Origin of the sequence: Streptomyces sp. NPDC047002 (assembly GCF_040704505.1) — a bacterium.
In the GTDB taxonomy this organism is placed as follows: domain Bacteria; phylum Actinomycetota; class Actinomycetes; order Streptomycetales; family Streptomycetaceae; genus Streptomyces.
Map to the genome: position 1 here is coordinate 257,395 of NZ_JBEYWC010000002.1, position 12,790 is coordinate 270,184.

Here is a 12,790-nt window from a genome sequence, read left to right on the forward strand (position 1 = left end):
TGGCGGCGGGCTGCACGCGGGGGAGCGGCACCGGCGCCACCGGGAGACGGGACGACACCCGTGCGACCTGACACACCGCCACCGGACTTACCCGCCGGGCGGCGGCCCCTCAGCCTGTGCGCCTTCCGCGCCCACCACCACCGCCTCTGGCTGCGCTACGCCCACACCCAGACCGGCAGCGCGCGGGCCGCCGAGACGGTCGTCGCGGCGACCTGCGCCCGGCTCGCCGCCGACTGGCCGCTGCTGCGGGAGCGGCCCGCCGTGGCCCGCCTCGCCCGGGCCCTGCTGGAGCGCGAGACGGCCCGCTGGCTCGCCCGGCACGGCAGACGGCCGGTGCGTGCGGGCACCGCCGCCTTCCACCAGGCCGTGCGCGGGCTGCTGCTGCACGAGATGCGCGGCGCGTTCTGGGCGCTTGAGGGCGAGAGCGGGCTGTACGCGGCCATCGCGGCCCTCCCCGAGCGGCAGTACGACGTGGTGGTGCTGCGCTACGTCCTGCGGGCGCCCGACGAGGACGTCGCCGCGTACCTCGGCATCGAACCGGCCACCGTCCGCTCCCACGTACGCCACGCACGACGCAGCCTCGCCCGCATGCTGGACCTGCGAGAGACCCCCGCGCCCTGAGCCCCGGCCGCGCGGCCCGCGTGGCTGCGCCTGTCCTCGCAGCCGCACACCTGCCCCGGACGCCGCGCGTCCGCGCCGGACGCCGCTCGGCCCGCTCGGTCCAGCCGTGCGCCGGAGTGCCCCGAGCCCCCGCGCGGCCCGCGTTCAGGCGTCCGTCACCGTGAACACGCCGCCGTCCGGGTCCCGCAGGGTCGCCACGAGCCCCCCGCCGCGTACGGCGTCCTGGGCCGGCGGTGCCACCACCGAGCCGCCCGCGGACGTCGCCGCCGCGGCCGCGGCCGCCACATCCGCCACCCGGAAGTGCACCTCCCAGCGCGGGCGCACCCGCGGGTCCGGCGGCGATTCGAGCGCGCCGCCGTACAGCTCCGCCACGGTCCCGCCGCGGTCGGCGACCCGCACGCGGTCCTGCTCGTAGCGCACGTCGAGGCCCCCGGGCGCCGCGGCCCAGCCCAGCACCTCCCCGTAGAAGATCGCCGCGGCGAACGCGTCGCGCGTGCGCAGCCGCAGCGCGGCGGGCGCCGGTCCTCGCCCGACCGACCAGCCCTCCATCGTCATCCCCGCCCAGAAGCCGAAGGTGGCGCCCTGCGGGTCGGCGGCGAGCGCCGCCCTGCCCACCGGCATCGTCAGCGGGCCGACCGCGACGGTCGCGCTCCGCTCCCTGATCCGCGCCGACGTGGCGTCCGCGTCGCCCACGGCGAAGTACGGAATCCACGCGACCCCCGCCTGGAGGCTGCTCGCCACCGCGCCGATCCCCGCGGCGGGCGCGCCCCCGGCGCCGACCGCGACGGCGAACTCCTCGCCGAGCGGGGTCGCGCGGAAGCGCCAGCCGAGCACCGCGCCGTAGAACTCCTCGGCGGCGGCGAGATCGTGGGTCATCAGGCTCACCCAGCAGGGCGCCCCCGCGAGCGCGCCCGACGGTACCGGGGTGTGGGGTGACCGCTCCATGATTCCGTTCCTCAAGACCTTCCTCCGGGGAGTCGCCGGAGCACCGGCGGCCTGCGGGTGCTCAGCCTTCTCCTTCCCCGCCCCTCGCGCCCCACGGCTCGCCGGAGCCGCCCCGCAAGATCACAGGGCCGCGTCCGCACGGGCGCGCGGCCCGGCCGGCGCCGCCGCGCCCGCCGAGCGCCAACTGCCCCGGCTGGAGGGGCCGTTGCCGTGCGCGGTCCGCTGCGACCGGCGTACGCCCGGGGCCGCGGGCCGCGGCGGAAACCGGCAAAACCCGGACGCGGCCGCCTCCCGCGACCTACTCTCTAGCTGTGTCAGGCGAGTTCGGCCGGGTGCTCGTTGTCGACGACAACCGCGTGATCCGGCAGCTGATCAGGGTCAATCTCGAACTGGAGGGTTTCGAGGTCGTGACCGCGGCCGACGGCGTCGAGTGCCTCGAAGTCGTCCACGAGGCCGCACCCGACGTCATCACGCTCGACGTCGTGATGCCCCGCCTCGACGGCCTGCGCACCGCGGCCCTGCTGCGCGCCGACCCCCGCACCCGCGACCTCCCGCTCGCGCTCATCAGCGCGGGGCTCCAGCACGAGGCGGAGGCCGTGCACCGCGCGGGCGCCGACGCCTTCCTCGCCAAGCCCTTCGACCCCGCCGACCTGGTCAGCCTCGTCCGGCGGCTGGCCGGAGCGCACCCGCGCCGCGCCCCCGCCCGCCGCCCCGTCGAGCCCGGCCGCAGCGGCCGCTGCTGAAGGACCCGGGGAAACCGGCTCGCGGAGAGGGGCGGGTCCTCCCATACGCTTGTCCTGTGACCCCCGCCGAGCTCTCCCGCACCGTACGGCACGCCGTGTGCCGCGCGGTGCGCGACGGTGAGCTCGCGGTGGCCGTCCCCGACAGCGTCCACGTCGAGCGCCCGCGCCCCGGCGGCACCGGCGACTGGACCACCAACGCCGCCCTCCGCCTCGCCGCCGAGGCGGGCCGCCCGCCCCGCCTGGTCGCCGAGGTGCTCAGGGACCGCCTCGCGTCCCCCGCGCTCGCCCGCGTCGACATCACGGGCCCCGGCTTCCTCAACTTCACCCTCGCCGCCGCCGCGGCGGAGCCCGCACTCGCCCGGATACGCGCCGAGGGCGCACGCTACGGCCACGGCGACGCCCTCGCGGGCCTCGCCCCGCGCTTCGCCCCCGCCGCCGAGCCGCGTGCCGCCGCCTGGACCGCGGCCGTGGTGCGCCTGCTGCGCACCCAGGGCGCCGACGCCGCCGTCGCGCCGGGCGGCACCGAGACCGTGCGGGTCGCGCCCGCGCCCGCCTCGTACGACCCGGCCGCGCTCGGCCCCGACGCGAGCAGCTGGGCGCTGCTGCGGCCCGCCGCCCACGACCTGCCGCGCACCGACCCCGGGCCGCTGCTCGCGCAGCGCGAGGGCAACCCGCTGTTCCTGGTCCGCTACGCGCACGCCCGCGCACGCGCCGCGCTGCGCGCTGCGCCCGCCTTCGGCCTCGCCCCGGACGCCGCCACCCCCGACGCCGCCACCCCGGGCGCCCTCGGCCGCGGCCGGGCCCGTACGCTGCTCGACGTCCTCGCGGACCACCCCCGCGTCCTCGCGGCCTCCGCCCGCCACCGCGCGCCCGACCGGCTCGCGCGCCACCTCGAAGCGACAGCGGACCACACCCTGCGCTTCCTCGCGGAGAGCCGCCCCCTGCCCGTCGGCGACGAGAAACCCTCGGCCGCCCACCGCGCCCGGCTCGCGCTCGCCGAAGCCGCCGGGACGGTGCTCGCAGGCGGCCTGACCCTGCTCGGCGTCGACGCACCCGCACACCTCTGAAAGAGCACACCAGCCATGACCGCTTCCGCCAAGCCCGCCGCCGCGCAGCCGGTGCCCGCCCTGCCCGCCGACCTCAACGCACTCGACGAGAAGGTGTGGGCGCAGGGCGTCGCCCGGGGCGCGGACGGCGTCGTCACCGTGCAGGACCTCGCCGTCACCCGCCTCGCCGAGGAGTTCGGCACCCCCGCGTACATCCTGGACGAGGCCGACTTCCGGGCCCGCTGCCGCGCCTGGAAGGACGCCTTCGGACCCGGCGCCGACGTGTACTACGCGGGCAAGGCGTTCCTGTCGCGCGCCGTCGTGCGCTGGCTCGCAGAAGAAGGCCTGCACCTCGACGTGTGCTCGGCGGGCGAGCTGGCCACCGCGCTCGGTGCCGGCATGCCCGCCGAGCGCATCGGCTACCACGGCAACAACAAGACCCCCGCCGAGATCGAGCGCGCCGTCGCCGCCGGGGTCGGCCGCGTCGTCGTCGACTCCTTCCAGGAGATCGCCCGCGTCGCCCATACCGCCCGCGCCCTCGGCGTGCGCCAGAAGGTGCAGATCAGGGTCACCGTCGGCGTCGAGGCGCACACCCACGAGTTCATCGCGACCGCCCACGAGGACCAGAAGTTCGGCCTCGCGCTGGCCGGCGGGCAGGCCGAGGAGGCCGCCCGCCGCATCCTCGGCCACGACAGCCTCGAACTGACCGGCGTGCACTCCCACATCGGCTCGCAGATCTTCGACATGGCCGGCTTCGAGGTGTCCGCACGCCGCGTGGTCGAGCTGCTCGGCCGCATCCGCGACGAGCACGGCGTCGAGCTGCCCGAGATCGACCTCGGCGGCGGCCTCGGCATCGCCTACACCCCCGCGGACGACCCGCGCGAGCCGCAGGAGGTCGCCAAGCGCCTCGCCGAGATCGTCGGCCACGAGTGCGACGCCGCGGGCCTGCGCACGCCCCGCATCTCCGTCGAGCCGGGCCGCGCCATCGCCGGCCCCACCGCCTTCACGCTGTACGAGGTCGGCACGGTCAAGCCCCTCGAAGGGCTCCGCACCTACGTGAGCGTCGACGGCGGCATGTCCGACAACATCCGCACCGCCCTGTACGACGCCGAGTACAGCGTCGCCCTGGTCTCCCGGGCCTCCGACGCCGAGCCCATGCTCGTACGGGTCGTCGGCAAGCACTGCGAGAGCGGCGACATCCTCGTGCGCGACGCCTACCTGCCCGCCGACCTCGCCCCCGGCGACCTGGTGGCGGTCCCCGCGACCGGCGCGTACTGCCGGGCGCTCGCGAGCAACTACAACCACGCCCTCAGGCCGCCGGTCGTCGCCGTGCGCGACGGGGCGGCCCGGGTGATCGTCCGGCGCGAGACGGAAGAAGATCTTCTCCGTCTGGACGTGGGATGACGAGACAAACATCTCGGAATCTGGACAGCGGCAGGAAACTCGACCGCCGTGCACGAGACTGGTGAACACCCCCGCTCAAGGCCGCGGGGCTCGACGAAAGGCGTAGGTCGGATGATGCGTACGCGTCCGCTGAAGGTGGCGCTGCTCGGCTGCGGCGTGGTCGGCACAGAGGTGGCGCGCATCATGACGACGCACGCGGACGACCTCGCCGCCAGGATCGGCGCGCCGCTCGAACTCGCAGGGATCGCCGTCAGGCGCCCCGGCAAGGTGCGCGACGGCATCGACCCCGGCCTCGTCACCACCGACGCGACGGCGCTGGTCAAGCGCGGCGACATCGACGTGGTCGTGGAGGTCATCGGCGGCATCGAGCCCGCCCGCACCCTCATCACCACCGCATTCGAGCACGGCGCCTCGGTCGTCTCCGCCAACAAGGCGCTGCTCGCCGAGGACGGCGCCACCCTCAACGAGGCCGCCGAGCGCCACGGCCGCGACCTCTACTTCGAAGCCGCGGTCGCCGGGGCGATCCCGCTGGTCAGACCGTTGCGCGAGTCCCTCGCCGGCGACCATGTGCAGCGCGTGCTCGGCATCGTCAACGGCACCACCAACTTCATCCTCGACCGGATGGACACCTCGGGCGCCGGCTACTCGGAGGCGCTCGACGAGGCCACCGCGCTCGGCTACGCGGAGGCCGACCCGACCGCCGACGTCGAGGGCTTCGACGCGGCGGCGAAGGCGTCCATCCTCGCGGGCATCGCCTTCCACACCCGCGTACGCCTCGACGACGTGCACCGCGAGGGCATCACCGAGGTCACCTCGGCCGACCTCGCCTCCGCCAAGCGCATGGGCTGCACGGTCAAGCTCCTCGCGATCTGCGAGCGCGCCGCCGACGGGAAGTCCGTCACCGCCCGCGTCCACCCCGCGATGATCCCCCTCAGCCACCCCCTGGCCTCCGTGCGCGAGGCGTACAACGCGGTCTTCGTCGAGGCCGAGGCCGCGGGGCAGCTGATGTTCTACGGGCCGGGCGCGGGCGGCGCGCCCACCGCGTCCGCCGTCCTCGGCGACCTCGTCGCCGTCTGCCGCAACAGACTCGCCGGGGCCAGGGGCCCGGGGGAGTCCGTGTACGCGCGGCTGCCCGTCAGCCCCATGGGCGACGTGGTCACCCGCTACCACATCAGCCTCGACGTCGCCGACAAACCGGGTGTGCTCGCCCAAGTGGCGACGGTCTTCGCCGAGCACGGCGTTTCCATCGATACCGTCCGCCAGAAGGGCAAGGACGGCGAGGCATCCCTCGTCGTGGTCACGCACCGCGCCTTCGACGCCGCCCTCTCGGGAACCGTCGAGGCGCTGCGCGGACTCGACACCGTGCGCGGTGTCGCCAGCATCATGCGTGTTGAAGGGGAGTAGGGACCCATGACCATCGCAGTCGACCGCGGCCCCGCACAGGGCACCCACCAGTGGCGCGGCGTCATCGAGGAGTACCGCGACCGGCTTCCGGTCGACGCCGCGACGCAGGTCGTCACCCTCAGGGAGGGCGGCACGCCGCTCGTGCCCGCACAGGTGCTCTCCGAGCGCACCGGCTGCGAGGTGCACCTCAAGGTCGAGGGGGCCAACCCCACCGGTTCGTTCAAGGACCGCGGCATGACCATGGCCATCACCCGGGCCAAGGCCGAGGGCGCCCAGGCCGTGATCTGCGCCTCCACCGGCAACACCTCGGCCTCGGCCGCCGCCTACGCGGTACGCGCCGGCATGGTCTGCGCGGTCCTCGTGCCGCAGGGCAAGATCGCCCTCGGCAAGATGGGCCAGGCCCTCGTGCACGGCGCCCGCATCCTCCAGGTCGACGGCAACTTTGACGACTGCCTGACGCTGGCCCGCTCGCTCGCCGACAACTACCCGGTGTCGCTGGTCAATTCGGTGAATCCGGTCAGGATCGAGGGCCAGAAGACGGCCGCCTTCGAGATCGTGGACGCCCTCGGCGACGCCCCCGACGTGCACGTCCTGCCCGTCGGCAACGCCGGCAACATCACCGCGTACTGGAAGGGGTACCGGGAGTACGCGGCGGACGGCCCCGCCACCCGCACCCCCCGCATGTGGGGCTTCCAGGCGTCGGGCTCCGCGCCCATCGTGCGCGGCGAGGTCGTCAAGGAGCCGCACACCGTGGCCACCGCGATCCGCATCGGCAACCCCGCGTCCTGGCAGTTCGCGCTGAACGCCCGCGACGAGTCCGGCGGCCTCATCGACGAGGTGACCGACCGCCAGATCCTGCGCGCCTACCGGCTGCTCGCCGCGCAGGAGGGCGTCTTCGTGGAGCCCGCATCCGCCGCCTCCGTCGCCGGCCTGCTCAAGGCGGCGGAGGAGGGCAGGGTCGACCCCGGCCAGCGCATCGTCTGCACGGTCACGGGCAACGGCCTCAAGGATCCCGACTGGGCCGTCCAGGGCGCCCCGCAGCCCGTCACCGTGCCGGTCGACGCGGCCGCCGCGGCCGACCAACTCGGCCTGGCCTGACGGCAGCCCGTACGGCCGTCGCCCCCGCCCCTCGCGCGGCGGCGGGGGCGAGGCCGGACGAGGCCGGACGAGGGGGACGAGGGGGGACAAGCAGGGAGGAACGGCGAAGGCGCACGGTCCGCACGCGACACGCATCGTGCGCCTCCCGTGCGCCCTATGTCGCGGTGCGTCCTTCCTTCGATAGGGTGGAGGGGCCCACCCCGCCGCACCTGCCGCGGTGTTGCCGCGCGTGCCGCGGCGACCGTCCCGTGTGGGCAGCCTTCCGTGGTCACCACGCGAGAGCACGCAGCCGAACCCCCGCAGGTACAAGGAGAGTCGTCAGAGCGATGGCCGGTCCCGCCTTCCGCGCCGCCGCCGTACGGGTGCGCACCCCCGCCACCAGCGCCAACCTCGGTCCTGGCTTCGACGCCTTCGGCCTGTCGCTGGGGCTCTACGACGACGTCGTCGTCCGCGTCGCCGACACGGGACTGCACATCGACATCGCGGGCGAGGGCGCCCGGACGCTGCCCCGCGACGAGAACCACCTGCTGGTGCGCGCCCTGCGCACGGCCTTCGACCTGCTGGGCGGCCAGCCCAGGGGCCTCGAGGTCGTCTGCGCCAACCGCATCCCGCACGGCCGCGGCCTCGGCTCCTCGTCCGCCGCGATCTGCGCGGGCATCGTCGCCGCCCGCGCCGTGACCATAGGCGGGGACGCCAGGCTCGACGACGCGGCCCTGCTCGAACTCGCCACCGAGATCGAGGGCCACCCCGACAACGTCGCCGCCTGCCTGCTCGGCGGCTTCACCCTGGCCTGGACGGAGAGCGGCGCCGCGCGCGCCCTCCGCATGGACCCCGCGCCCTCCGTCGTCCCCGTCGTGTTCGTACCGGAGGCGCCGGTGCTCACGGAGACCGCGCGCGGCCTGCTGCCGCGCACCGTCCCGCACGTCGACGCGGCGGTCAACGCGGGCCGCGCCGCGCTGCTCGTCGAGGCGCTGACCAGGCGTCCCGAGCTCCTGCTTCCCGCCACGGAGGACCGCATCCACCAGGAGTACCGCCAGCCCGCGATGCCGCAGAGCGTCGCCCTGGTCGACAGGCTCCGCGAGGACGGCGTCCCCGCGATGATCTCCGGCGCGGGACCCACCGTCATCGCGCTGGTCGAGGACGGTGCGGCCGACAAGGTCGCACGGCTGGCCGGGGAGGGCTGGGCCGCGAACCGGCTCTCCCTCGACCCGGCGGGCACGAGCGTTCTGCCGCTCGGTTCGTGAAAGGGGCGCCGGGATCTCGGAATCGCGATTGCCGGTGTGCGAGAGGGGGAATGTTTGTTGGAGCCGGTAGTGTTAACCTCAAGACTGCATTCGGAGTCTTAGTGGCCCGGTGCTCAGCGTCCCCTTCGGGACCACCCTTCTTCCGGGAGCCTCCTCAACTGCCTGAGCAGCCTGCCTGAGCAGTTTTGAGCACGCACCGGAACCGGCACGGCCTCCCGCGCTTTTCCCCGTAGAGGGTCGAGCAGGGGGTCTCGGGCCGGGACCCACCGCACGTATGCATGTTTCTCCGCCGTACCCGGCGGGACCACCGCCCCGGCACGGTCCACAAGCAAGGGCCGCAGCCGGACAGCACAACCGGTCGCCGAGCCAGATGGCCGACGTCCGCTCCAGGGAAGGACCCTTCGTGAGCGACACCACCGATCTGATGGGCGTGACTGCCGACGACAGCGTCGACACGACCGCGCCCGCCGCAGGTGCTGCCTCCGGCACCACCTCACGGCGCCGCCGCTCCGGCACCGGCCTCGACGGCATGGTCCTGGCCGAGCTGCAGCAGGTCGCGTCCGGCCTCGGCATCAGGGGCACGGCGCGGATGCGCAAGAGCCAGCTGATCGACGTCATCAAGGAGGCGCAGGCCGGCGGGGGTGCCCCGGCCGCCAAGGACGCCGACGCCGAGGCCAAGCCGAAGCGCCGTGCCACGTCCCGCGCCCGCACGGGTGACGCGCAGGCGGAGAGCGCCGCTGACACCGGCTCCCAGCAGCAGATCGACATCCCCGGCCAGCCCGCGAACGACGAGCCTGCCGCAGGCGAGCGCCGCGGCAGGCGCCGCGCCACCGCCCCCGCGGGCGCCCCCGAGCAGGGCGCCGACACCGCCAAGGCGGAGCCCAGGACCGACGCGAGGGCCGAGGCCGCGACGGCCGCCCCCGAGTCCGAGGGCAAGCGCGACGGCGGCCAGGGCCGCCAGGACCGCGGCCGCGAAGGCCAGGGCCGCGGCGACCGCCAGCAGGGCGGCCAGGGCCGCGACGGGCAGGGCCGTGAAGGACAGGGGCGCGGCGACCGCCAGCAGGGCCGCCGCGGCAAGGGCGAAGGCGACCAGCAGCAGGGCGGCGGCCAGCAGAGCCGCAGGGACCGTCAGGGCGGCCAGGGCGGCCAGGGCGGCGGCCAGGACGACTTCGACGAGGACGGCGGCGGGCGCCGCGGGCGCCGCGGGCGCTACCGCGACCGCCGCGGCCGCCGCGGCCGCGAGGACTTCGGCGCGGAGCCCCAGGTCGCGGACGACGACGTGCTGATCCCCGTCGCCGGCATCCTCGACATCCTCGACAACTACGCGTTCATCCGCACCTCCGGCTACCTGCCGGGCCCGAACGACGTCTACGTCTCGCTCGCCCAGGTCCGCAAGAACGGCCTGCGCAAGGGCGACCACGTCACCGGCGCCGTGCGGCAGCCCAAGGAGGGCGAGCGCCGCGAGAAGTTCAACGCGCTGGTCCGCCTCGACTCGGTCAACGGCATGGCGCCCGAGACCGGCCGCGGCCGTCCCGAGTTCAACAAGCTCACGCCGCTCTACCCGCAGGACCGGCTGCGCCTCGAGACCGATCCCGGCGTCCTGACCACGCGGATCATCGACCTGGTCTCGCCCATCGGCAAGGGCCAGCGCGGCCTGATCGTCGCCCCGCCGAAGACCGGCAAGACGATGATCCTCCAGTCGATCGCCAACGCGATCACGGTCAACAGCCCCGAGTGCCACCTCATGGTCGTCCTCGTCGACGAGCGGCCGGAAGAGGTCACCGACATGCAGCGGTCGGTCAAGGGCGAGGTCATCTCCTCGACCTTCGACCGCCCGGCCGAGGACCACACCACCGTCGCCGAGCTGGCCATCGAGCGCGCGAAGCGCCTCGTGGAGCTCGGGCACGACGTGGTCGTGCTGCTCGACTCCATCACCCGTCTGGGCCGCGCCTACAACCTGGCGGCGCCCGCCTCGGGCCGCATCCTCTCCGGCGGTGTCGACTCGACCGCGCTCTACCCGCCGAAGCGCTTCTTCGGCGCCGCGCGCAACATCGAGGACGGCGGCTCGCTGACCATCCTCGCGACCGCGCTGGTGGAGACCGGGTCCCGGATGGACGAGGTCATCTTCGAGGAGTTCAAGGGCACCGGCAACATGGAGCTGCGGCTCGACCGCAAGCTCTCCGACAAGCGCATTTTCCCCGCGGTCGACGTCGACGCGTCGAGCACCCGCAAGGAGGAGATCCTGCTCGGCTCGGACGAGCTGTCCATCGTCTGGAAGCTCCGCCGCGTGCTGCACGCCCTCGACCAGCAGCAGGCCATCGAGCTGCTGCTGGACAAGATGAAGCAGACGAAGTCCAACGCGGAGTTCCTGCTCCAGATCCAGAAGACCACCCCGATGCCGGGCAACGGCAACGACTGAAGGTCCCGCCGGCCCCGCCGGCGCCCGTAAGGGAAGAAGGTGCCCCCTCGCGCTCGGGAAGCGCGAGGGGGCACCTTCGTGCCACCCTTTGACGAACTGCCGGTGAACCCCACCGCCAGGACCGCGGCGCCGGCGCACAGCGGGCGCGCAGCAGGCAGGGCACGCGCGAAGGGAGCAGCGACCTCACCCGGACGCCGCACAACAGCACAGGCGTGCTGCGCCCGCGGACCAGGCAGGGGGACCGGGCCCGAAGCCGAGGGAGAACATGACCGCCGACCGGAGCACCCGCCGCCGCACGCTCAAGGGCGTGATCTGGACCCTCGTGGTGCTCGTCGCCGTCATCGTGGGCGGCCTCGGGTACGTGTACGCCCGCCTGAACGGCAATCTCAGCGGCATCGACATCAACGCGCAGCTCGGCTCGCACCGCCCGCACGACGTCGACAACGGCTCGGAGGACATCCTCGTGCTCGGCTCGGACTCGCGCTCCGGCGCGAACGCGGAGTACGGCAGGAGCTCGGGCGCCCGCTCCGACACCGCGATGGTCGTGCACATCTACCACGGCCACACCAAGGCGTCCGTGGTCTCCATACCGCGCGACACCCTCGTCGACCGCCCCGCCTGCAAGGACGACAAGGGCCGCACCGTGCGGGGCGACCGGTCGGCCATGTTCAACAGCGCCTACGAGGCGGGCGGGCCCGCCTGCGCGGTGAAGACCGTCGAGCAGCTGACGGACATCCGGATGGACCATTTCGTCGAGGTCGACTTCACCGGCTTCAAGAAGCTCATCGACCAGCTCGGCGGCGTGCGGGTGACCACGACCCGCGCCATCCACGACAAGGACAGCCACCTCACGCTCGGGCCCGGCAGGCACACCCTCGACGGCGAGCAGTCCCTCGGCCTCGTCCGCACCCGGCACGCCATCGGCGACGGCAGCGACCTCGGCCGCATCCAGCTCCAGCAGGCGTTCATCAAGGCGCTCATCCACCAGGTCCGTGGCATCGGCCTGTTCAGCGATCCGAAGAAGCTGTTCGACCTCGCGGACACCGCGACCAAGGCCATCACCCCGGACTCCGGGCTCGACAGCGTCGACGAGCTGATCGGCTTCGCCGGCGGCTTCAAGGACCTGTCCGCCAAGGACGTGACGATGGTCACCCTGCCGGTGACGTACGACCCGGCGGACCCCAACCGGGTCGTGCCGCTCCAGCCGGGCGCCCGTACGGTGTGGCAGGCGCTGCGCCAGGACAAGCCGATCCCGAAGTCCGCGACCAAGGGCTCGGCGGGCGAGACCGGCGACGCCACCGGCGTCATCAGCGGCGGCTGAGCGGCGCACGGACCGCGCCGCCCCGCCCGGTGCCGGGCGGGAACAAGGAGGCGCGGACTCCGGTTTTGGGAGATGCGGCCCCTACTGGCAAACTGGTCCGCTGGCCCCGGTTCACGTACGAGCACTTCCGCGCGTACGACCCGGCGCCCTCCCCGAACTAGGAGAAACCCGTGAAGAACGACATCCACCCGAAGTACGTCGAGACGCAGGTCAGCTGCACCTGTGGCGCGTCGTTCACGACCCGGAGCACCATCGAGTCCGGCACCATCCGCGCGGACCTCTGCTCCGAGTGCCACCCGTTCTACACGGGCAAGCAGAAGATCCTCGACACCGGTGGCCGCGTGGCACGCTTCGAGGCCCGCTTCGGCAAGGGCGCCACGGCCGGCAAGGCCGGCTCCGCCAAGAAGTAGCGAGCATTCCGCGCCGGTCCCCGGCGCCCCGCACAGGGGCGCAGGGACCGGCGCTTTGGCGTCCCGGGCGGCCGGCGGGTCCCGCGCGCGGGCGCGCGGGACGCCGCGCCGCACCCCGAGCCCGCCACCCCGCAG

11 protein-coding genes are annotated in these 12,790 nt (G+C 74.3%); 10 read left to right on the forward strand and 1 reads right to left on the reverse strand.

Annotation, left to right across the window (positions count from 1 at the left end; all coding sequences use genetic code 11):
• Positions 1–60: 60 nt before the first annotated feature.
• Positions 61–621 carry a sigma factor-like helix-turn-helix DNA-binding protein gene (locus AB0910_RS04070; protein ID WP_366742930.1) on the forward strand — a complete coding sequence of 187 codons (561 nt, stop codon included), beginning with the start codon at positions 61–63 and terminating at the stop codon, positions 619–621.
• A 144-nt stretch (positions 622–765) separates the two neighbouring features.
• On the opposite strand, the gene AB0910_RS04075 is transcribed toward AB0910_RS04070, so the two are convergent.
• Entirely contained in the window at positions 766–1,566 is an 801-nt protein-coding gene (locus AB0910_RS04075) for a VOC family protein (RefSeq protein ID WP_366742931.1), read from the reverse strand.
• 311 nt (positions 1,567–1,877) lie between these two features.
• Here AB0910_RS04075 and AB0910_RS04080 point away from each other — a divergent pair, with 311 nt between their 5' ends.
• From AB0910_RS04080 to rpmE, 9 genes are all read left to right on the forward strand, one after another.
• Complete coding sequence (locus tag AB0910_RS04080) at positions 1,878–2,309, forward strand: response regulator (protein WP_366742932.1); 432 nt, start codon at positions 1,878–1,880, stop codon at positions 2,307–2,309.
• 56 nt (positions 2,310–2,365) lie between these two features.
• Positions 2,366–3,376 carry an ArgS-related anticodon-binding protein NrtL gene (nrtL, locus tag AB0910_RS04085; protein ID WP_366742933.1) on the forward strand — a complete coding sequence of 337 codons (1,011 nt, stop codon included), beginning with the start codon at positions 2,366–2,368 and terminating at the stop codon, positions 3,374–3,376.
• 15 nt (positions 3,377–3,391) lie between these two features.
• Positions 3,392–4,759, forward strand: coding sequence for a diaminopimelate decarboxylase (gene lysA, locus AB0910_RS04090; protein ID WP_366742934.1), 1,368 nt, complete (start codon positions 3,392–3,394; stop codon positions 4,757–4,759).
• A gap of 114 nt (positions 4,760–4,873) precedes the next feature.
• Positions 4,874–6,163: a homoserine dehydrogenase gene (locus AB0910_RS04095; RefSeq protein WP_366743022.1), complete on the forward strand. Its 1,290-nt coding sequence runs from the start codon at positions 4,874–4,876 to the stop codon at positions 6,161–6,163.
• Between the two features lie 6 nt (positions 6,164–6,169).
• The gene (gene thrC, locus AB0910_RS04100) at positions 6,170–7,261 is read left to right on the forward strand and encodes a threonine synthase (protein ID WP_366742935.1); all 1,092 of its coding nucleotides are present in this window, start codon (positions 6,170–6,172) and stop codon (positions 7,259–7,261) included.
• A 326-nt stretch (positions 7,262–7,587) separates the two neighbouring features.
• Positions 7,588–8,505 carry a homoserine kinase gene (thrB, locus tag AB0910_RS04105; protein ID WP_366742936.1) on the forward strand — a complete coding sequence of 306 codons (918 nt, stop codon included), beginning with the start codon at positions 7,588–7,590 and terminating at the stop codon, positions 8,503–8,505.
• A gap of 403 nt (positions 8,506–8,908) precedes the next feature.
• Positions 8,909–10,924 (forward strand): transcription termination factor Rho, encoded by a 2,016-nt coding sequence (gene rho, locus AB0910_RS04110; RefSeq protein ID WP_366742937.1) that lies wholly within the window; start codon positions 8,909–8,911, stop codon positions 10,922–10,924.
• A 265-nt stretch (positions 10,925–11,189) separates the two neighbouring features.
• The gene (locus AB0910_RS04115; protein ID WP_366742938.1) at positions 11,190–12,245 is read left to right on the forward strand and encodes an LCP family protein; all 1,056 of its coding nucleotides are present in this window, start codon (positions 11,190–11,192) and stop codon (positions 12,243–12,245) included.
• Positions 12,246–12,415: 170 nt separating this feature from the next.
• Positions 12,416–12,655 (forward strand): 50S ribosomal protein L31, encoded by a 240-nt coding sequence (rpmE, locus tag AB0910_RS04120; protein WP_366742939.1) that lies wholly within the window; start codon positions 12,416–12,418, stop codon positions 12,653–12,655.
• Positions 12,656–12,790 lie beyond the last annotated feature (135 nt).

Bases quoted from the DNA above. Each gene is read 5' to 3' on its own strand.
- AB0910_RS04075 (WP_366742931.1), bottom strand. From the start codon at position 1,566: ATGGAGCGGTCACCCCACACCCCGGTACCGTCGGGCGCGCTCGCGGGG.
- lysA (WP_366742934.1), top strand. From the start codon at position 3,392: ATGACCGCTTCCGCCAAGCCCGCCGCCGCGCAGCCGGTGCCCGCCCTG.
- AB0910_RS04095 (WP_366743022.1), top strand. From the start codon at position 4,874: ATGCGTACGCGTCCGCTGAAGGTGGCGCTGCTCGGCTGCGGCGTGGTC.
- thrC (WP_366742935.1), top strand. From the start codon at position 6,170: ATGACCATCGCAGTCGACCGCGGCCCCGCACAGGGCACCCACCAGTGG.
- thrB (WP_366742936.1), top strand. From the start codon at position 7,588: ATGGCCGGTCCCGCCTTCCGCGCCGCCGCCGTACGGGTGCGCACCCCC.
- AB0910_RS04115 (WP_366742938.1), top strand. From the start codon at position 11,190: ATGACCGCCGACCGGAGCACCCGCCGCCGCACGCTCAAGGGCGTGATC.